22 protein-coding genes are annotated in these 19,702 nt (G+C 59.3%); 12 read left to right on the top strand and 10 right to left on the bottom strand.

The genetic code is table 11. The features are described from left to right. Positions 1-3: 3 nt before the first annotated feature. Entirely contained in the window at positions 4-441 is a 438-nt protein-coding gene (locus CLM71_RS06470) for an acetyltransferase (RefSeq protein WP_105230266.1), read from the top strand. A 15-nt stretch (positions 442-456) separates the two neighbouring features. On the opposite strand, the gene CLM71_RS06465 is transcribed toward CLM71_RS06470, so the two are convergent. Continuing rightward, positions 457-1,101, bottom strand: a complete 645-nt coding sequence (locus CLM71_RS06465; RefSeq protein WP_105230265.1) for a TetR/AcrR family transcriptional regulator — start codon at positions 1,099-1,101, stop codon at positions 457-459. A 581-nt stretch (positions 1,102-1,682) separates the two neighbouring features. Between CLM71_RS06465 and CLM71_RS06460 the strand changes: the two genes are divergently transcribed. Continuing rightward, positions 1,683-1,940 carry a YdgH/BhsA/McbA-like domain containing protein gene (locus tag CLM71_RS06460; RefSeq protein ID WP_105230264.1) on the top strand — a complete coding sequence of 86 codons (258 nt, stop codon included), beginning with the start codon at positions 1,683-1,685 and terminating at the stop codon, positions 1,938-1,940. 81 nt (positions 1,941-2,021) lie between these two features. Here the strand turns inward: CLM71_RS06460 and CLM71_RS06455 are convergent, their stop codons facing one another. Further along, positions 2,022-2,936, bottom strand: a complete 915-nt coding sequence (locus CLM71_RS06455; RefSeq protein WP_105230263.1) for a helix-turn-helix domain-containing GNAT family N-acetyltransferase — start codon at positions 2,934-2,936, stop codon at positions 2,022-2,024. A gap of 252 nt (positions 2,937-3,188) precedes the next feature. On the opposite strand from CLM71_RS06455, the gene CLM71_RS06450 reads away from it, so the two are divergent. From CLM71_RS06450 to CLM71_RS06440, 3 genes are read left to right on the top strand one after another with little or no spacing between them, the layout of a single operon-like run. Continuing rightward, complete coding sequence (locus CLM71_RS06450) at positions 3,189-3,860, top strand: CsgG/HfaB family protein (RefSeq protein ID WP_105230262.1); 672 nt, start codon at positions 3,189-3,191, stop codon at positions 3,858-3,860. 15 nt (positions 3,861-3,875) lie between these two features. Then, positions 3,876-4,232 (top strand): DUF4810 domain-containing protein, encoded by a 357-nt coding sequence (locus tag CLM71_RS06445; RefSeq protein WP_105230261.1) that lies wholly within the window; start codon positions 3,876-3,878, stop codon positions 4,230-4,232. Next, positions 4,229-4,885: a DUF799 domain-containing protein gene (locus CLM71_RS06440; protein ID WP_105230260.1), complete on the top strand. Its 657-nt coding sequence runs from the start codon at positions 4,229-4,231 to the stop codon at positions 4,883-4,885. The genes CLM71_RS06445 and CLM71_RS06440 overlap by 4 nt, the downstream gene beginning before the upstream one ends. Before the next feature lie 37 nt (positions 4,886-4,922). Here the strand turns inward: CLM71_RS06440 and lsrG are convergent, their stop codons facing one another. Further along, positions 4,923-5,216: a (4S)-4-hydroxy-5-phosphonooxypentane-2,3-dione isomerase gene (gene lsrG, locus CLM71_RS06435; RefSeq protein WP_105230259.1), complete on the bottom strand. Its 294-nt coding sequence runs from the start codon at positions 5,214-5,216 to the stop codon at positions 4,923-4,925. Between the two features lie 182 nt (positions 5,217-5,398). On the opposite strand from lsrG, the gene lsrK reads away from it, so the two are divergent. Next, positions 5,399-6,964 (top strand): autoinducer-2 kinase, encoded by a 1,566-nt coding sequence (lsrK, locus tag CLM71_RS06430; RefSeq protein WP_105230258.1) that lies wholly within the window; start codon positions 5,399-5,401, stop codon positions 6,962-6,964. A 20-nt stretch (positions 6,965-6,984) separates the two neighbouring features. Here the strand turns inward: lsrK and CLM71_RS06425 are convergent, their stop codons facing one another. The 6 genes from CLM71_RS06425 to CLM71_RS06400 all read right to left on the bottom strand — a co-directional run bounded on the left by CLM71_RS06425 (position 6,985) and on the right by CLM71_RS06400 (position 13,325). Continuing rightward, positions 6,985-8,379: a cytosine permease gene (locus CLM71_RS06425; RefSeq protein ID WP_105230257.1), complete on the bottom strand. Its 1,395-nt coding sequence runs from the start codon at positions 8,377-8,379 to the stop codon at positions 6,985-6,987. Positions 8,380-8,466: 87 nt separating this feature from the next. Continuing rightward, the gene (locus CLM71_RS06420; RefSeq protein WP_234008623.1) at positions 8,467-9,936 is read right to left on the bottom strand and encodes an aldehyde dehydrogenase; all 1,470 of its coding nucleotides are present in this window, start codon (positions 9,934-9,936) and stop codon (positions 8,467-8,469) included. An 11-nt stretch (positions 9,937-9,947) separates the two neighbouring features. Then, a complete protein-coding gene (locus tag CLM71_RS06415) occupies positions 9,948-10,985 on the bottom strand; it encodes an LLM class flavin-dependent oxidoreductase (protein WP_105230256.1) in 1,038 nt (345 codons plus the stop codon). A 19-nt stretch (positions 10,986-11,004) separates the two neighbouring features. Continuing rightward, positions 11,005-11,934: a flavin reductase family protein gene (locus CLM71_RS06410; protein ID WP_105230255.1), complete on the bottom strand. Its 930-nt coding sequence runs from the start codon at positions 11,932-11,934 to the stop codon at positions 11,005-11,007. Beyond that, complete coding sequence (locus tag CLM71_RS06405; RefSeq protein ID WP_105230254.1) at positions 11,924-12,748, bottom strand: alpha/beta fold hydrolase; 825 nt, start codon at positions 12,746-12,748, stop codon at positions 11,924-11,926. Before CLM71_RS06405 ends, CLM71_RS06410 begins: the two co-directional genes overlap by 11 nt. After that, entirely contained in the window at positions 12,723-13,325 is a 603-nt protein-coding gene (locus CLM71_RS06400) for an amino acid synthesis family protein (RefSeq protein WP_105230253.1), read from the bottom strand. Before CLM71_RS06400 ends, CLM71_RS06405 begins: the two co-directional genes overlap by 26 nt. A gap of 420 nt (positions 13,326-13,745) precedes the next feature. Here CLM71_RS06400 and CLM71_RS06395 point away from each other — a divergent pair, with 420 nt between their 5' ends. The 6 genes from CLM71_RS06395 (at position 13,746) to CLM71_RS06370 (ending at position 18,486) form a co-directional block, all read left to right on the top strand. Continuing rightward, positions 13,746-14,438 carry a GntR family transcriptional regulator gene (locus CLM71_RS06395; RefSeq protein WP_105230252.1) on the top strand — a complete coding sequence of 231 codons (693 nt, stop codon included), beginning with the start codon at positions 13,746-13,748 and terminating at the stop codon, positions 14,436-14,438. Positions 14,439-14,441: 3 nt separating this feature from the next. Then, positions 14,442-14,744 (top strand): DUF1330 domain-containing protein, encoded by a 303-nt coding sequence (locus tag CLM71_RS06390; protein ID WP_105230251.1) that lies wholly within the window; start codon positions 14,442-14,444, stop codon positions 14,742-14,744. Between the two features lie 301 nt (positions 14,745-15,045). Next, positions 15,046-16,230, top strand: coding sequence for an MFS transporter (locus tag CLM71_RS06385; protein ID WP_105230250.1), 1,185 nt, complete (start codon positions 15,046-15,048; stop codon positions 16,228-16,230). Positions 16,231-16,280: 50 nt separating this feature from the next. Further along, positions 16,281-17,174 carry a LysR family transcriptional regulator gene (locus CLM71_RS06380; RefSeq protein WP_105230249.1) on the top strand — a complete coding sequence of 298 codons (894 nt, stop codon included), beginning with the start codon at positions 16,281-16,283 and terminating at the stop codon, positions 17,172-17,174. 377 nt (positions 17,175-17,551) lie between these two features. Next, complete coding sequence (locus CLM71_RS06375; RefSeq protein WP_105230248.1) at positions 17,552-18,187, top strand: AAA family ATPase; 636 nt, start codon at positions 17,552-17,554, stop codon at positions 18,185-18,187. Next, entirely contained in the window at positions 18,184-18,486 is a 303-nt protein-coding gene (locus tag CLM71_RS06370; RefSeq protein WP_105230247.1) for a hypothetical protein, read from the top strand. The genes CLM71_RS06375 and CLM71_RS06370 overlap by 4 nt, the downstream gene beginning before the upstream one ends. Positions 18,487-18,761: 275 nt before the next feature. On the opposite strand, the gene CLM71_RS06365 is transcribed toward CLM71_RS06370, so the two are convergent. After that, complete coding sequence (locus CLM71_RS06365) at positions 18,762-19,643, bottom strand: aminoglycoside phosphotransferase family protein (RefSeq protein ID WP_105230246.1); 882 nt, start codon at positions 19,641-19,643, stop codon at positions 18,762-18,764. Positions 19,644-19,702: the final 59 nt, after the last annotated feature.

Raw genomic sequence — 19,702 nt, 5'->3', positions numbered from 1 at the left:
GGGATGATAACGATCAGAGAACGTATTCCGGCGGACAATCCGCAATTGGTGGCGATCTGGCAGCGTTCGGTACGCGCCACCCATCACTTTATCGGTGAAAAACAGATGGCGGAGTTCAAGCCGCTGGTCGAGCACTATCTGCCGCTGCTCGGCGTCTGGGTGGCGGAGAGCGCCGGGCGGCCCAACGGCTTTATCGCGCTGGATGATAATAAGGTGGAGATGCTGTTTATCGATGCCGGACAGCGCGGCCAGGGCGTCGGCAGCGCACTGCTGAACCATGCGCAGGCGCGCCACGACGGATTGGTGCTGGATGTGAACGAGCAAAACCCGCAGGCGGTAGGCTTCTACCAGCGCTACGGCTTTGTGGTGACAGGACGCTCACCGCTGGACGGCCAGGGCAACCCCTACCCGCTGCTGCATATGGCGCTTTCCCCGCGCTGACTGCGCGGGGCAGGCTCAGACCGGGTTGCCCACCTGGCTCAGGCGCGGCCAGAGCATCATCAGCGTATCTACCAGGCGCAGCAGCTCGGCGCGGCTCGCCCCTTCACGCGCCTGCACCGACATGCCTTCAATGGTGCACATCACATATTTCGCCAGCAGCGCGGTGTCGGTTTTCGCCAGCAGTTCCCCCTGCTGCACCTTGCGGTCGAAACAGGCCTTCAGGCTGGCTTCCTGCGCATGATGCTTACGCAGCAGCATCTGGGCGACGTCGTCCGACGACGAGGAGAGCGCAGCGGAGGCGCACACCATAAAGCAGCCGGACGGCGTTTCCGGATCGGTAAACACTTCCGCGGAGGAGCGCACATAGGCATCGATGATTTCGGCGATCGGCTGCGGCTGTTCAAGCAGTTGGTTGGTGCAGGTGGTGTATTTGCTCAGGTAGCGTTCCACCGCCGCGCGGAACATCCCCTCTTTATTGCCGAACTCTGCATACAGCGTCGGCGCTTTGGCGCCGGTGACCTCGACCAGATCGGCCAATGACGTGGCGTCATAACCGTGACGCCAGAACAGCTCCAGTGCGCGGTCAAGTGCCAGGTCGCGATCAAACTGTTTCGGTCTGCCGCGGGTTTTCTTTGCAGCGACCTCTTCTTTGATAGTCATAATCCCTCTCATCTTGCGCGCCGCGTCTGCGCCGCCAAATTAAATTAACGCTCATTATAAAAAAATATTGCGACGGCGTCGAGAAGCGACTAACATTTAGTTATCGAACGTTATCTAATACCGCAGCCAACGCCAACGTTGTTATTGGTACACCTTCATAAAAACATAATCAATTGAAATAAATAAAATAACTCACCGTGATAGCAGCTCCCGCCCTTTTAACACCGGCGGGATGGTCGTGCTGTCGCAGCCTGCCGTTGTGATAAAACGCCGCGCTGGCGGTAACGGCTGATGGCCCTGAACGGCAATTTCACTGCCGCATGCCGTGGAATGTCAGTTCTCCAACGCCAACAGACGCCATCAACACCAGGGAAAAATAATTTTATAACAATACATTACCAGCCATTCACGCTGAATGGCGCCGGCCGCCGCAAGCTCGGCCGACACCATTTAATTAATGAACATTAAAAAAATGCTTGCAAAGTGACCTGGGTCACACTAACATTAAATTATCGATCGTTAATTAATTTAACGCTCCGCGAAACAACAACCATATTCAACTTGTGATAGGAAAGAAGATTATGAAAAGCCTGAAAATGACCATCGCCGCCGTAGCCCTTACCACCGTATCATTCGGCAGCTTTGCCGCAGAACTGGTAGACAGCCAGCCGGCCAATATGCAGAAAGTCGGCGTGGTTAACGCCAGCGGCGCAACCAACCTGACCAGCCTGGAAAACAAACTGGCGGCAGAAGCCGATAAAGCCGGGGCAAAATCCTTCCAGATCACCTCGACAACCGGTAACAACAAAATGCACGGCACCGCGATTATCTATAACTAATCGTTTGAGTCTGAGATGCAAAGAGGCGGCGTAAGCCGCCTTTTGCGTTGCTGCGCCAGGCTGGCGCAGGGAAAGAGCCCCTTACAGCGGCTTCAACATATAGATGGAACAGCCGTGATGACCGGTCGCGCCGCGCCGTTCGCTGAGCAGCGTAAAGCCCAGCGACTGATAAAGCCCCAGCGCTTCTTTTAGCTGTTCGGTAGTTTCCAGATAGCAGTAGCGGTAACCGGCGGCTCGCGCCGCGCGCATCGCCTGCACCACCATGTAACGCGCCATCCCCAAGCCACGGATTTCGGGTTTGAAAAACAGCTTTTGCAGTTCACAGTAATCCGCTTCGCCGCCAAGCAGAGGCGCAATGCCGGCGCCGCCCACGATTTCCCCCTGCCGTTCCACCACCCAGTAATGACCGCCGCTGCGTTGATACACCTCAGTCAGCCGCTCCAGATCCGGATCGTGCAGACTGACGCCCTCCATGGTGTCCATACCGTATTCACGGAAACAGTCGCGGATCAGCTGCGCCATCGCCGCATCGTCTGCGGCGCAAATCGGCCGCACCCGCAGTTCGGCCTGCCGCTGCTTGCGCGCGCCGGCCAGTGCGCCGCTGAACTTACGCATCATCGCCACCGTCGCCGCCCGTTCATCATCGTCCAACTGCGCCAGCGCCGCCTGCATAAAGTTATCGGCATCGCTGTCAATCAGCGCCAGCGTGTGTTTCCCCTGCCGGGTCAGACGGTGCAGGCTGTGGCGTTTATCATGCGGGTGTTCAACCGTCTCGATCATCTGCGCGCTGACCAACGAACGCAGTGCCCGGCTGGCGCTGGCCTTATCGATGCACAGTTTGGCCGCCAGCTCCATCACCCCCAGCGGCTGTTCCTTGATTTCAATCATCAGGTGAATCTGCAACGGTGAAAAGCGCGAACCGTTGCTCTGCTTGTTCAACATCCCCAGTTCACGCACCAGACGGCGCGACAACGCCCGAAAATCACGGATCTCCACGGTATTTATCTTCCTTGGTTGAATAGATGACAAAGTGAAATTAGTTGATAGTGTTACCTAATTGATGAGCAAGATAACGTATATCCATGAAGAGGTGAAGGAATTTATTTTATTCATCCACGTTATTCCGACGATTAACCCCCTGCGGCTTCTGCTAGAATACGCGCGTTGAAAGCCGGCGATCGCCGGACTTTTGACATTCATCATTGGCAAAGCTGCCGTGTTTTATCATCAAGGAGAGATTTCATTTCTATGAAAAAATCACTCGTATTGGGTTCTCTTGCCCTTTCCACCATGTTGCTGGCCGGCTGTGCAACAGAATCTTCCCGTTCACTGGACGTGCCGAAAGTGGCTTCCTACCAGAGCCACTATCAGGGGCCACGTAGCCCGATCGCCGTCGGTAAATTTGATAACCGTTCCAGCTATATGAACGGCATCTTCTCCGACGGCGTGGATCGCCTGGGCAACCAGTCAAAAACCATTCTGATCACTCACCTGCAGCAGACCGGCCGTTTTAACGTGCTCGATCGCGCCAATATGGCTGAGCTGAAGACCGAAGCCGGGTTGAAGGGGCAAAAACAAACGCTGAAAGGCGCCAACTACGTGATCACCGGCGACGTGACCGAATTCGGCCGCAAAGAAGTGGGCGATCATCAGCTATGGGGCATTCTCGGCCGCGGTAAATCGCAGGTGGCATATGCCAAGGTAAATCTGAATGTAGTGAACGTTCAGACTTCCGAGGTGGTTTACGCCACCCAGGGCGCCGGCGAATACAGCCTGTCTAACCGTGAGATCATCGGTTTTGGCGGCACCGCCAGCTATGACTCGACCCTGAACGGCAAAGTACTGGATTTGGCCGTACGCGAAGCAGTGAACAATTTAGTCAACGGCATCGAAAGCGGCGCATGGCGCCCGACCAACTAACGGATTAGTGCAACAATGACCATAAAAAATATAAGTGGGGTGCTGCTGGCAGCAACCCTGCTGGCCGGCTGCGCCGCGCCAAAAACGCTGTACAATTGGGATCATTATCAGACTACACTTTATCAGTATTATCAACAGGATGGCGTTAGCACGGAACAACAGATCGCGACGCTGAACCAGACCGTTGAAACCTCCCGCGCCAAAAATAAGGCGGTACCGCCCGGCTTGCATGCGCAGCTGGGGCTGCTGTACGCCAAAAGCGGCCGTCCGGATCAGGCTTTTACCGAATTCAATACGGAAAAACGCCTGTTCCCGGAATCCGCCAGATTTATGGATTTCCTGATGGCCAAGGATAAAGGGAGTTTTAAATGAAACGGATACTCGGTTTAGTTGCCGCTACAGCGGTTCTGCTGCTGAGCGGTTGCGCCAAGAAAGCGCCGTATGATTATGCGGCATTTCACGAAAGCAAGCCGGCCTCGATTCTGGTTCCGCCGCCGGTCAACCAGTCACCGGATGTCAAAGCCAGCCACAGCGTGCTGTCCACCGCTACCCTGCCGCTGGCTGAAGCCGGCTATTACGTGTTCCCGGTCGCGGTGGTTGAGGAAACCTTCCAGCAAAACGGCCTGAGCAATGCAAACGATATCCGCGCCGTCAGTCTGCAGAAGCTGCATCAGATCTTCGGCGCCGACGCGGTGCTGTATCTGGACATTGTGCAGTACGGCACCAGCTATCGGGTGATCGACAGCGAAACCCGCGTGACCGTAAACGCGCGCCTGCTCGATTTGCGTAACGGCAAGGCGCTGTGGTCGGGCAGCGCTACCGCTTCCAGCAACGAGAACAGCAACAACAGCGGCGCCGGCCTGCTCGGCATGGTGATCAACGCGGCCATCGCGCAAATCGCCAATACGCTCAGCGACAAAGGCTTCGATGTTGGCGCTATCACCAACACCCGTCTGCTGTCCGCCGGCCATGACGGCGCAATTCTGTACGGGCCACGCTCGCCGCATTACGCCAGCCAGCGTTAACCTGACACGGGCAGCGGCAACACAGCTGCCCGTTTTTTTACGCCGGCATCAGGCCGATAAAAGTGGTTTTCTTGCGCGGGCCAGTCATCAGCGCCTCCAGCCGTTCCACGCACTGCAGATAGTGCGGAGTTTGCTTGTGCGCATCCACCGCCTGCTGATCGCGGTAGGCTTCGTAAATATAGAAACGAGTCGGGATGGTTTCATCCTGCAACACGTCAAAGCGCAGATTGCCCGGTTCGGCGATCGCCCCCAGATGGTTGGCGCGAAACACCTCGATAAACTCTTCCACCTTATCCGGCTTAACGTTGATTTCCACCAGCGTGACGTGCATAACGGCTCCTTAAAATGCGCGGGTTGACTCCCCAATCCTAGGCGCCCGCGCCGCGATTGCCGCCCCGCCCCGCCGATTTTGCAGCGCGCCTCACAGTTCTGTCACCGCGCCCCCGTCTCCGCCCCCTCGCCGCCCGGTAACGCCATCTATAGTTAAGATCTGGCTGGCGAAGAGTGTGAATTATGCGCAACTTGTTGATGGCATTAGACGCAGGGACCGGCAGCATTCGGGCGGTGATTTTCGATCTGGAAGGCCGACAAATCGCTTACGGACAGGCGGAGTGGCAACATCTGGCGCTGCCGGACGTGCCCGGCTCCATGGAGTTTGACCTGGCCGATAACTGGCGGCTCACCTGCCGCTGCATTCAACAGGCGCTTGAACGCGCCGACGCCGGGCCGGGCGACATCCGCGCCGTCGCCTGCTGCTCAATGCGCGAAGGCATTGTGCTGTACGACCGCAACGGCGACGCCGTCTGGGCCTGCGCCAACGTCGACGCCCGCGCCAGCCGTGAGGTCAGCGATCTGAAGGCGCTGCATAACCATCAGTTTGAGCAGGAAGTTTACCGCTACGCCGGCCAGACGCTGGCGCTGAGCGCCATGCCGCGTCTGCTGTGGCTGGCGCACCATCGCCCGGACATCTACCGCCGGGCGGCAACGATGACCATGATCAGCGACTGGCTGGCCAACCGTCTCAGCGGCGAGCTGGCGGTGGATCCCTCTAACGCCGGCACCACCGGCATGCTGGATTTAGCCCGTCGCGACTGGCGGCCGGCGCTGCTGGATATGGCCGGCCTGCGCGCCGATCTGCTGTCGCCGGTCCGGGAAACCGGCAGCCAGTTGGGGCGGGTCACCAACGAGGCCGCGCGGCAAAGCGGCCTCGCGGCCGGCACCCCGGTAGTGATGGGCGGCGGCGACGTGCAGCTTGGCTGTCTGGGGCTGGGGGTTGTGCAGGCCGGGCAAACCGCGGTGCTGGGCGGCACGTTCTGGCAGCAAATCGTCAATCTGCCGCAGCCGCAGACCGATCCGGCGATGAATATCCGTATTAACCCGCATGTGATCCCCGGTATGGCGCAGGCCGAAGCGATCAGTTTTTTCACCGGCCTGACCATGCGCTGGTTCCGCGATGCCTTCTGCGCCGAGGAGAAACTGCTGGCCGAACGGCTGGGGGTCGATGCCTATACGCTGCTGGAGGAGATGGCGGCACGGGTGCCGCCCGGCGCCTACGGCGTGACGCCGATATTTTCCGACGCCATGCATTTTAAAAGCTGGTACCACGCGGCGCCCTCCTTTATCAATATGTCGCTGGATCCGCAGCGCTGTAACAAGCAGACGCTGTTCCGCGCGCTGGAGGAGAACGCGGCGATCGTCGCCGCCTGCAACCTGGCGCAGATCGCGCAGTTTTCCGGCGTACAGCCGCCGGCGCTGGTGTTTGCCGGTGGCGGTGCGAAAGGCAAGCTGTGGAGCCAAATCCTCAGCGACGTCACCGGGCTGCCGGTGCGGGTACCGGTGGTGAAAGAGGCCACCGCGCTGGGCTGCGCCATCGCCGCCGGCGTCGGCGCCGGGCTGTTCGACGATCTGGCAGCCACCGGCGAACGTCTGGTGCGCTGGGAGTGCCAGTATCAGCCCAACGCGGAGCACCATGCGCTGTATCAGCGGCAGAAAGAGAACTGGCTGGAGGTGTACGCCGACCAGCTGACGCTGGTGGACCACGGACTGACCACCTCGCTGTGGAAAGCGCCGGGCCTGTAACGCCCGGCTCCGGTAAACGCTTACTCGCGCGGCGCGGCCGCCAGGCGGAGATCGCTGCGCCAGCAGCACAGCGGATACAGCAGGCCGGTGACCACCAGGCTGATCACCCAGGAGATATCCGCGCCGGGAACCAGCTGCGAATAAGGCCCGCTGAAAAAGGCGTTCTCCATAAAGGGCAGCTGCACCACGATGCCGACGAAATACACCGCCAGTACCCGCCCGTTCAGCAGGCCGTAACGGCCGCCGTCGGCGCGGAAAATCGCCTCGATATCGTAGCGCTGCTTGCGGATCAGGTAAAAGTCGATCAGGTTGATCATGCACCACGGGATCAGCACCGCGATCAGCGCCAGAATCAGATTGATAAAGAAGCTGACGAAATTGGCCGACGCCGCCAGCGCCACCAGCACCGATCCGAGCAGCACCAGTGCGGAAAACAGCACCCGCACCTGCGCGTTGGGCTGCCAGCGCGGCATAAAGGTCTGCACCGCGGTAATCAGCGACAGCACCGCGCCGTAGAGATTCATGCCGTTATGGCAGATGATATTGATCAGGAACAGCCCCATCAGCACCGGCCCCAGCCAGCCGGTGGCCTGCCGCACCGCCGCCATCGCCTCAACGTTGCCGCCCACCAGATTGACCGCCACCATGCCGAACAGAAACGCCAGGATTGTGCCGCAGCAGGCGCCCAGCCAGGTATAGAGAAACGGCCGCCGGATCCCCACCTCGGCGGGCAGGTAGCGCGAATAGTCTGAGGTATACGGCGAAAAGCTGATCTGCCAGACCGCGCCGATGCAAAACGTCGCAAACCAGCCGCTCAGCGAAAAACGTCCGCGCAGCCAGAAATCGCCGGGCAGCGGCTGCGTCAGCATCACCGCCATGCCGAGCAGCAGCGCAGCGCCCATAATCCAGGCGCCCAGCTTGTTGATTTTATGGATAAAGCTATAGCCAACCACGCCGATGGCGGTCGCCAACAGCGCCCCCAGCACCGTGGCGTACGGGACAGGCAGCGCCGGCAGGACGTTATTGATCACCTTGCCGGACAGGGTGATGTTCGAAATAAAGAAGCCGAGATAAATCACCGTGGTAAAGGCGATCACCAGCAGCGAGCCGTAGCGGCCGAACTGGGCGCGGCTCTGCACCATCTGCGGAATGCCCACCTGCGGCCCCTGCGCCGAGGTGAGCGCCAGAAAGACGCCGCCGAACATATGCCCGGCGATAATCGCCGTCATCGCCGACAGAATATTCAGCCCAAACGTATGGGTGGCGATGGCGCCGGTCACCACCGCCAGCGGCGCGATATTGGTGCAGAACCACAGGGTGAACAGGCTTTTGACCTCGCCGTGGCGCTCCGAGGCCGGCACATAATCGATGGATTTATCCTCGATCAGGCCGCTTGGTTGTGTTTGAGAACGCATAACATCCTCCGGTTTACACCGTTATATTTTTTATCGGGTAGAGGGTAAGGCAGCCCCTCCCCGCAGCGGGGAGGGGAAGCGGGACGGCTAGCGCATCACGAAGGGATCGTCGATGGGCGCATCGCTGGTGCGTAACCAGACGGTTTTGCTGGTGGTGTACTCCAGCGCCGCCTCCATGCCGCCTTCGCGGCCGAAGCCGGACTGGCCGTAGCCGCCGAACGGCGCCAGCGGTGAAACGGCGCGGTAAGTGTTGAGCCACACCACGCCGGCGCGCAGCTGGCGGGTCACCCGGTGGGCGCGGGTCAGGTTTTGCGTAAACACCCCGGCCGCCAGCCCGTACTCCGTGGCGTTCGCCAGGGCGATCGCCTCGGCTTCATCGCGGAAGCTCAGCACCGACAGCACCGGGCCGAACAGCTCGCGCGTCACGCTCTCCGCCTGCGGGCAGTCGCTGCAGTCCAGGATGGTCGGCGGGTAGTAAAAACCGGGGCCGTCGATGGGCTGCGAGGCGGTCAGCCGCCGGGCGCCCTGCGCCAGCGAACGTTCAACCACCTGTTCGATCAGCGCCTTTTGCCGCGCGGTGCACAGCGGGCCGAACTGGGTTTCCGGCTGTTGCGGACAGCCGATGACGATAGTGCGCACCTTCGCCAGCAGCCGCTCCAGCAGCGCGTCCTTGACGCTTTCCGCCACCAGCAGGCGCGAGCCGGCAACGCAGCTCTGGCCGGAGGCCGAGAAAATCGCCGCCACCTGCGCGTTGGCGGCGCTGTCCAGATCGGCGTCCTCAAAGACGATAAACGGCGATTTACCGCCCAGCTCCAGCGAGGTGCTGGCCAGGTTCTCGGCGCTGTTGCGCACGATATGGCGCGCCGTTTCCGCGCCGCCGGTAAAGGCGATGCGGTCTACTTTGGGATGGCGCGTCAGCGGCGCCGCGCAGCGTTCGGCAAAACCGGTGATCACATTGCACACGCCGGGCGGGAAACCGGCCCGATCGATCAGGCGGGCGAAGGCCAGCAGCGGCGCCGGGGCGGCCTCGGAGGCTTTCACCACCAGCGTGCAGCCTGCGGCGATCGCCGGACCAATCTTCACCGCCGACAAAAACAGCTGGCTGTTCCACGGGATCACCGCGGCCACCACCCCGACCGGCTCGCGGCGCACCCAGGTTTCCATATCCGGTTTATCGATCGCCAGCACGTGCCCTTCCATCTTGTCGGCCAGCCCGGCGTAATAACGGTAATACTCCGCCACATAGGCGATCTGCGCGCGGGTTTCGCGGATGATTTTACCGCTGTCCAGCGTCTCCAGCCGCGCCAGCTCCGCCGCGTTGGCCTCCACCAGATCCGCCAGTTTCATCAGCAGTTTGCCGCGCGCGCCGGCGGTCATATTGCGCCATTCGGGGCGGTGAAACGCCTGCCAGGCAGCCTCCACCGCGCGATCCACCTCCGCCTCGTGCGCCTCGGCCACGCTGGCCCAGGGTTCGCTGGTCGCCGGGTTCAGCGAGTCAAAGCGCGCCGCGCCCGGCTCGAACTGCCCGTTAATATAGAGATCAAACGACTCCATCATTTCCTCCCGCCTCAGTGAAACTCAGGCATTACATGGCGGATAAAGCGCTCCAGCGAGGCTTTTTTCCGCGCGAAGGACATTCCGCTGTCGATCCACAGGGCAAATTCCGCATAGCCCATCTGCTCATATTTCTTCAGTCGCGCCACCACCTCATCGGCGGTGCCGATCGCCAGGTTATTGCGCATCATCTCTGCGTTGTAATAGCTATTGGCCGCCATCTCCTCGTCGCTCAGCGGCTTGATCAACCCCTGGCTGACCGGGCGCTCATTCTTGAACCAGGCGCCGAAATAATGGTAGAAGCGGTTAAGTTCCTGCGCCGCCAACTGGGCGTCCGCCTCGTCCTCGGCCACATAGCCGTGTTGCAGCAGCATGATTTTCAGCGGCTGCTGCGGCGCATATTCGCGGCAGGCGTCCTTAAAGCAGGTTACCAGCCGGACGATCTCCTCTTCCCCCTGATGCAGCGGCGTCACCTGCACGTTACAGCCGTTTTTCACCGCAAATTCGTGGCTGTTCGGGTCGCGCGCCGCCACCCAGATCGGCGGATGCGGCTGCTGTTTCGGCTGCGGCGCCGAAGTGGTCGACGGGAAAGACCAGTACTCGCCCTGATGGGCGTAATCCCCCTGCCACAGTTTCTTCACCGCCGGGATCAGCTCGCGCATCCGCTGCCCGGCCTCCCAGGCGGTCAGCCCCGGCATCAGGCGCTCGTATTCATAGCTGTAGGCGCCGCGGGCAATCCCCAGCTCCAGCCGCCCGTCGGTGATCAGATCGGTCATCGCCGCTTCGCCGGCCAGCCGCACCGGGTGATGGAACGGCGCAATCACCGTGCCGGTGCCCAGACGCGCCTGCCGGGTGCGGTGGGCAATATCCACCAGATTGATAAACGGATTGGGGGCAATGGTAAAATTCATGCCGTGGTGCTCCCCGGTCCAGATGGTGTGTACGCCGCCGCGATCGGCGATTTCGCACAGCTCCATCATCTGTTCGTAGAGCTGCTCCTGCGGCTCATCGGGGGTGGTTCGTTCCATATGGATAAATAAAGACAGTTTCATCGTTCGCTCCCGCCCAGCCTCAGCTGGCAAATCGTTTGATCGCACCGCTGTGCTCATCGCCGTAGTAAATGCTGTAATTGCCCACCGAGTTTTCACGCACGAAGCGGTTAAGCATCGACTTCAGCGCCGCATCATCAATCGGCAGCGTCGCCGTCTGAGCGAGCGGCAGCCAGCAGGCCTGTTCGCCCTGCGGCACGCTGTCGCCAGCGTCGCTGGGCAGCGCGCACAGGAAGACAATATGCTGGCTGTTCGACTGGCGGTCGTCATAAATGGAGTAAACAAAGCCCGGGCTGGCGGGCAGCGCCAGCTCCTGCAGCAGCGCCGTCAGGCTGTCGCCGACGCTGCGCCCGGCCACCGACCGTGACGGCAGGCGGAAGCGCCCGTCCTGCTGTTTGACCATCACCACGCTGCCGTCAAATTCAATCAGCGCGCTGACCACCACTTCCGGCCCGCTGACCAGCGATTCGGCGTTCTGCGCCGGCGTGAAGTAGGCGCCGCGGTAGTAGCCCAACCCGGCGGTGCCGCTGGAGTCAAAGGCGCTGATTTTGCCGATCAGAATCACGTGGTCACCGGCGTCCACCACCTGAAAACGTTCGCATTCGAACCAGGCCGAGCTGCCGTCCAGCAGCGGCACGCCGGCGGCGCTGCGTCGCCATGCCACCTGTGCAAAACGGTCGTCCACCTTCTGGGCGAAAATATTCGACGTCTCTTTCTGCTGTTCGGCCAGAATATTGACGGCAAAGTGCGCACCGTCGGTAAAGTTCGCCAGATTGGCCGAGCGCTTGTCGATATTGACCAGCAGCAGCGCCGGATCCAGCGATACCGAGGTAAAGGAGTTGGCGGTAAAACCAATCGGCTGCCCGTCGGCATCCAGCCCGGTGACCACCGTCACTCCGGTCATAAAGGCGCCGAAGGCGTCACGTAGTTGTCTGCGTTGTTCAATGTCCATCGTTCACTCCTGCCGTAGCGTGCCGGTGCGTCGGGGTTAAAAAGGCCAGCAGCTCCTCGTTGACCCGCGCCGCGTCCGTCAGATTCACCATATGTTTCGCGTTGTTGACGATCACCGCCTGCCCCTGCGGGGCCGCAAGCGCCATCTGCCGCGCCATCGCCGGGCTGGAGTTGGCGTCCAGCTCGCCGGTCAGCACCAGCACCGGGCAAAGTATTTCGCCCCAGCGGCCGGCATAGACCGCATCGCCGGCGGCAAACGCCTGATACGCCTTGGCGTAGCCGTCGCGACTGACCTGATTAAGCCAGCCGCTGACCCGCCGCCGCAGCGCCGCCTGTTCCTGCGTATCACTGAACCAACGGGCCAGCGGCGAGTCCAGTTGCGCATCGCCGCGCGCCAGTTCACCGGCACGCTGCAGCACCGCAGCGCGCGCCTGCTCGCTGCGCTGATAAACGCCGCTCATCACCACCGCGTGGCTGACCAGCTCCGGATGGTCGATCGCCAGCCCGGCGGCAATCAGCGCCCCCATCGAATGGCCGGCCACCGCAAAGCGCTGCTGCGGACGGGTGCGCAGAAACGCCGCCATCCACGCCACGTAATCCTGCAGCGTCGGCGCATGGGTAAAGCCGTCGCTTCCGCCATGCCCCGGCATATCCACGGCGATGACGTGAAACTGCGCCTGCAGGGCGCTGAACTGTGGTTCCCAGGCGTCGGCGTTCATGCCCACGCCGTGAATCAGCAGCAGCGGCTCGCCCTGGCCTGCTTCCAGGTAGCTCGCCTGCAGGTTGAATTCAGACAGCCGCTGGGTTTTGCGCATCGTGGCCAAGCTCTTTCAGATCCTGATAACGGTTACCGATACGGTGATGCGGTCTCCCCCCTAACGCCGCGCCCAGCGCCACGACGATTTCATCGCCGGCCGGCGCATCGGCGATGGCGAACTGATAGGTCAGGTAGTGTTCGCGGCTGCCTTCGTCATTCTTCTGCATCATCGGAATCAGGATCGGCGCGTTGGCCGGCCCGCGGGTGTTATTGAACGCCAGGTAGCTTTTGGCCTGCACCGCATGGCGATAGTGGTTGCCGAAATGCAGCGTGTGGATCAGCGCCGAGGCGTGCTCCAGCTCGCCGTCCATCCCGACCACCGCACATTTGCCGAAGGCCTCCACCCGCTCGCCGCCGCCGGCCTCTTTCACAATCAGCCCGGTCAGCAGCTCGCCGAGCACCGGCGCCAGTTCACGGATTTTCGGGCCGAGGTCTTCCACATAGCCCTGACCGGCCCAGGGGTTCTTAATCACCGCGGCGGCGGCAATCATCACTAGGGGTTTGGCCGCCGCTTTACCGCCGTCGATATACAGCGTTTCGGTAGACACCAGCGTTTTACGAATCATCGGATGCATAGGGTTCCTCAAAAAGTAAATCAAATGTTAATGAGTGAGCGATTTGGGGTATAGCATCGGAAAATACGCCATGTCAAAGTTTGGTATACCATAATATCAACCGACAAAAATAAGCGAGGATGTGCAAAAAAACAGTGCGTATTCAACGGTATAAATCCGGAGAAAAATGACGGCGTCTCTGCCCGGCCCGATCGGCTGCGCACCGTAAACTGCGGGCGACATGGCGGACAAAAACCGCGCTGCGCCGCCTTTTTCGCCGGATAGGCTATAGTGGTGAGGAGATTTTTTTACCGATGTGATGAATTTGTGATCTACGCCTGATTTCCTTTTTCGCCGGCATGGCGTTTGGTATACCATCAGAACAACATTGCATTGTTCAGGGAAAAGGTGCTAAGAGTAATAGCCAAGGAAGTGATACCGATGAGAGAGACCGACAGGATGACGCACACCCCACTGAAGATTGAAAACGCGCCGCTGACGCTGCGTGAACTGGCGCTGAATAACGTCCGCCGCGCGATTATTTCCGGCTACTTCGCCGCCGGCGACCGGCTGGTGGAACGAACGCTCAGCGAGGAGCTGGGCGTCAGCCGCAGCGTGGTGCGCGAGGTGATCCGTTATCTGGAAGCGGAAGGACTGATTGAGATTCTGCCCAAAAAAGGGCCGATTGTGGCGATCCTCACCTGGGAGATTGCCGAACAGATTTACAATATCCGCCTGTTGCTGGAGCAGGAAGCCGCGCACGACTGCGCGCTGCACGCCAAAAGCAAGGATAAGAAACTGCTGCACGAGAAGCTGCTGCACATCGACCGCGCCTCCCGCGAGCAGGATGACATCAAGCGCGTCGACGCCTCGCAGGAGTTTTATAAAACCATCTTCGACGTCGCCGGGCACGCCATCGCCTGGGAGATCGTGCAGCGCCTCAACAGCCGCATCAGCCGGCTGCGGGCGCTGACGCTAAAAACCCATGAGCGGCAGGTGGCGGGTTATGAACGCATGACGCGCATCTTCAATGCGATTGAGAAAAACGACCCGGCGCAGGCGAAGCAGGAAGTGTTTGAGCACCTGACCGAAGCCTCCGCGCTGGCCAGGCTGATACTGCAACCACAGGAGTAACCGATGCCCGCTTACTGGATTGCCCACGTCACGGTGACAGATCCGCAACGTTATCAGGCATATATGGCCGCCGCCCCCGAGGCGTTCCGTCAGTACAACGCGCGTTTTCTGGCGCGCGGCGAACAGGCCGAATCGTTGGAGGGCGCGCCCTTTACCAAGCATGTGCTGATTGAGTTTGACGACTACCAGAGCGCGCTGGCCTGTTACCGCTCCGAGGCCTATCAGCGGGCAAAGCAGGCGCGTACGGGTTGCGCCGAGGTGATGATTACGATTGTGGATGGGCTGAACATCACGCAGCAGGCCTAGCGTCGCTCCACATAACCGGCGGGAGGATACGCTCCGTCCGCGACCTTCCCCAGCGCGTCAAAGGTCAGTTGCCGGATCGGCCCTTGGCGCGAGCGTTATCAATCAAGGAAATATCAATATCCAAAAATCACAAATAAGAAAATAAATATCGGCATTTCATCGGGTTAAATTATCCACCACGATAAACAGTGTAACCACAGCGAAGATATTTATCCGCCGCGGCGCACTGCGTAAATTGCGATCTCAGTCACTTCAAGATGCCATCACCCGTTGGCATGCACCCGCTGAGATAATCGCTACTATGCTGAATAATAAAGATAAGCCTGCAAACTCGCCCTGGGCCGCCGTTTTCTCCCTGACGGTCGCCTGTTTTGTGATGGTCACCACCGAGTTTTTACCCATCGGCCTGCTGACCAATATCGCCCCGTCGCTGGACGTCAGCACCGGCACCGCCGGGCTGATGGTCACCATGCCCGGCATCGTGGCCGCCGTCGCCGCACCGCTGCTGAGTCTGGCCTCCGGACGCCTCGATCGTCGCCTGCTGATGCTCGGGCTGTCATTGTTGCTGATTGTGTCCAATCTGGTTTCCGCGCTGGCGGTCAACTTCCCGATGATGCTGCTCGGCCGGGTGCTGCTCGGCGTCTGCGTCGGCGGTTTCTGGTCGTTCGCCGCCAACTACGGCCGCCATCTGGTGCCGGAGAGCAGCCAGGGGCGCGCCACCGCGCTGATCCTCAGCGGTATTTCGGTCGGCGCGGTATGCGGCGTGCCCGCCGGCGCGCTGATCGGCGATACCTTCGGCTGGCGCAGCGCCTTCTTCGGCAGCGCGGCGCTGGCGCTGCTGGTTTTGGCGGCGCAACTGCGTCTGCTGACCCCGGTACCGCCGTCGCGCGCGGTCACCGTGCGCGATCTGCTGCTGCCGCTGCGCCTGCCGCTGGCGCGGATCGGGCTGCTCGCCATCGTGCTGCTGTTTATCGGCCACTTTGCCGCTTACACCTACCTGCGTCCGCTGCTGCAACAGGTGTTTGTCCTCAGTCCGTCGACCATTTCCCTGCAGCTGCTGGCCTATGGCGCCATCGGCCTGCTGGGCACCTTCGCCGGCGAACGCCTGGCGGAGCACAGCCTGCGCGCTACCTGTATTTTGATCGCCGTGATGTTGGCGGGGATTTTGATCGTCTCGCCGCTGTTAAGCGGCGTGGCCGGCGCCACGCTGATGGTGCTGATCTGGGGGCTGGCCTTCGGCGCCGTGCCGGTGTGCACAGCCAACTGGATGTTCGCCGCGGTGCCGCAGGCGCCGGAAGCCGGGCAGGCGCTGCTGGTGTGCGTGATCCAGATTGCGCTGGCCTCCGGCGCGCTGCTCGGCGGCGAAGTGGTGGACTGGCAAGGGGTCAGCAGCGCCATGCTGTTCGGCGGCGCATTGATCCTGTCGGCAGCGCTGGTGTTCGGTTTATCCTTGCGTTCCGACCGGGTTGGCGCTAAACAGTGTTAACCCGCATTACGGGCGCGCCGCGTCGCGCCCTGACATAACTCAGGAGCAGCATGGATCATCACTTACTGGCGATTCGCGTCTTTATCCGCGTCGTTGAAACCGGCGGCTTTACCCGCGCCGCCGATGCGCTGCGGATGCCGAAAGCCACCGTCAGCAAGCTGATCCGCAGCCTGGAAAATCACCTGCAGACCAAGCTGCTGCAGCGCACTACCCGCAGCGTGGCGGTCACGCCGGAAGGCGAATGCTATTACCGCCGCACGGTAAAATGGCTGGCGGAGCTGGAGCAGATGGAAGGTTGCATGACCGAATCGCAAAGCTCGCCGCAGGGGGTGCTGCGCATCGACGTCGGCGGCAGTACCGCGCGTCAGCTGCTGCTGCCGGCGCTGCCGGACTTCTTCGCCCGCTATCCGCAGATTCAGATCGACCTTGGCGTCAGCGACCGGCAAATCAGTCTGATTAATGACAACGCCGACTGCGTGATCCGCAGCGGGCCGCTGGCGGACTCCAGTCTGATCGCCCGCCGGCTGTTCAACCTGAGCTGGGTGACCTGCGCCACGCCGGGCTATCTGGCGCGCTACGGTACGCCACGCCATCCTGCCGAGCTGGAGCAGGGCTTTCCGCTGGCGCACTACCGGCACGCGGCAAACGATCGCATCCAGCCGCTGCGTTTTGTCGAAGAGGGCCGACAGTTTGAGATCCAGCACCGTTATCAAATCAGCGTCAACGAAGGCGGCACGCTGCTGGCCGCGGCATTGTCCGGGCTGGGCATTGTGCAGACGCTGAGCTTTATGGCGCAGCCGCATCTGGCGCGCGGCGAGCTGGTCAGCATTCTCGACGACTGGCAGCCGCCGGCGGAACCCACCTACGTGGTCTACCCGTCCAATCGTCACCTGAGCAGCAAGCTGCGGGTATTTATCGAATGGGCGATAGAACACTTTGCCTGAGCGGCACCGTGCGTCCCACCAAGCCAATAACCCATTAACCCATTAACCCATTAACCCATTAACCCATTAACCCATTAACCCATTAACCCATTAACCCATTAACCCATTAACCCATTAACCCATTAACTTAATAAGTTATTAAATAATTAAGTTAATTGGGCATACAGTGATTCCCCACACGAACCAGAACTTTCCCAATTGCTCAGCTAATAAGTTAGCAGCAGAATAACCTCTTAAGTTAACCGGATAGCGGCTTGGCAACCTGTGCAAGTTAAGGCATATTGGTGGCTATTCGTTCTGACTAACCCGTTAGATTATCAACCTGTCAAGCTAATAACTTAATAAGTTAACAGCTTAATAACTTGAGAGATGGCAGCATGATTGTTTTGATTGGTTCGCAAAAAGGCGGCGTAGGAAAATCCACCAAGGCGGTAAACATCGCCGGATATTTGATACTCAAGGAAGGCAAGACGGCAATTATCGTCGACGCCGATGACCAAAAATCGATCATGACCTGGTACAACGATCGCCAGAACGTTGAGGGCCTGCCGCATATTCCGGTGGTCGCCGCCTCCGGCAAAATCAAAGAGACCCTGCTGGAGCTGGACCGCCACTATGACTATGTGATTGTCGACACCGCCGGCCGCGACAGCGCCGAGCTGCGCTCTGGCCTGCTGGCCGCCGATCTGTTCCTCTCACCGCTGCGCCCTTCGCAGATGGATCTCGACACCATCGGCTACCTGTCGGAAATGTTCTCCACCGCGCAGGAGTATAATGAGAAGGTCAAAGGCTATATTGTGCTCAATATGTGTCCGACCAATATCTTCATTAACGAGGCCAACGAAGCGGCGGAAGTGCTGAGCGAATACCCGGAATTCAAGCTGGTGGGCAACCGCCTGTGCGACCGCAAGATTTACCGCGATGCCTGGGGCGAAGCAAAAACCATTCATGAAGCGCACAACGAAAAAGCGCAGCACGAAATCGCCAGCCTGGTGAAAGAGGTGATTTTATGAAAAAACGTACGCCGAGCCAGCGCATGACGGAAGATGAGTTTATCAACAGCGCCACCTCGCATACGCTGCAGGTGCCGGCGTCAGCCGCCGAGGCCAAACCGCAGGGGCGCAAGCGCACCTATAAGGCGCTGTCCGTCAGCCTGACCGACAGCCACGTCGAAGCCATTGACGCGATGATCGTGCTGGCGGCGCGCAACGGCATCGTGCGCGTCACCCGTTCCGATATCATCAAGCTGGCCATCGACGGCCTGACGGAAAAAAGCGAGAACCACCTGCTGGAATTACTGAAGAAATCCTGACGCCGTCTGTCACGCCGACAAATGCGCGTCTTAGCCTGATAAACTGCCAGCTTAATAAGTTATTAAAACATTAGGCTGGCAGTTAAGCAGCTTCACAGCTTGAACGACATGCGCCGCCAGTCTGCGGCGCGATAACCCAAGGGGTCGAAGGCCAATGGAGCGAAAACGTACGGCAAGAGCATAATCTATTGATTAGATTCGACAAAAAACAAAATAACCCATCAAATATCCTTTTCACTTATTGTTATCTTTCTTAAACTGGCATCCTTGTAGGGTTAGTGGTTTAAACCATATTCAGCAAGAATGTTTTCGAATGTCCGATATGCTTGTTTTGCCTCAACAACATTAGTCTGAGCGGCATTTGTCATCACAATTAATGCCTTCCATAGAGCCCAGGAGCGGGCACGTGCCCATGTGCCCGAATCAGGCAAAAGAGCATCATGGAATACCTGCCTGCTTTCAGCATCGAATAATGTCCAGGCAATAACCAGATCGCATGCAGGATCACCGATGCATAACTGTCCAAAATCAATAACTGCATCCAGCCGATTGTTAGTAATTAACAAATTTCCTGCGCTTATATCACCATGAACCCAAACCGGCTCTTTTGACCAGGTTTGAGAGCTGCCGGCTTCCCATATTTCTGTCACCAGACCTGAATGTACTTTATTGCTTAATACCCTGATGGCCTGTCTGGTTTCTGAATCGTATACAGCAACAGAACCACCGCGATAAAAATTTTGAGGCCCTGCAACAGGTCCATCTTTTGAGTCAACCGCCTGGAGTGAGACAAGAAAATTTGCTAAATCTTTAGCAAGCACACAGAGGTCAACTTCAGGGGATGAAGCAACCGTTTTCCCCTCAATCCATCGGTAAACGGACCATTTCCAGGGATAATTCTCGCCTGGTGAGCCCATTCCTAAAGGGACAGGGATTTTATTAGGCAAAAACGGGGCCAGTTTCGGTAACCACTCCTGTTCTTTCTCCACTTGCCCGGCATAATGAGCTGCGCTTGGTAAGCGGACGAGCATATCATTCCCTAAATGGAAAGTCCGGTTATCCCATCCACTCGTTTCCACAGGCCATATGGCAAGATTAGCCCACTGAGGAAACTGGGCAGATATAAGCTCAGAAACAAGTAACCGGTTGATATCCATTGATTTATTATAAACCCTGAAATTTAGTGAACATCTTTATAAAAAGATCACTGATATTT

The sequence above is a fragment of the Serratia sp. MYb239 genome (assembly GCF_002966855.1).
In the GTDB taxonomy this organism is placed as follows: domain Bacteria; phylum Pseudomonadota; class Gammaproteobacteria; order Enterobacterales; family Enterobacteriaceae; genus Serratia_B; species Serratia_B rhizosphaerae.
The sequence above is the reverse complement of the archived record's forward strand: the minus strand, read 5'-3'. Positions and strand labels throughout refer to the sequence as shown.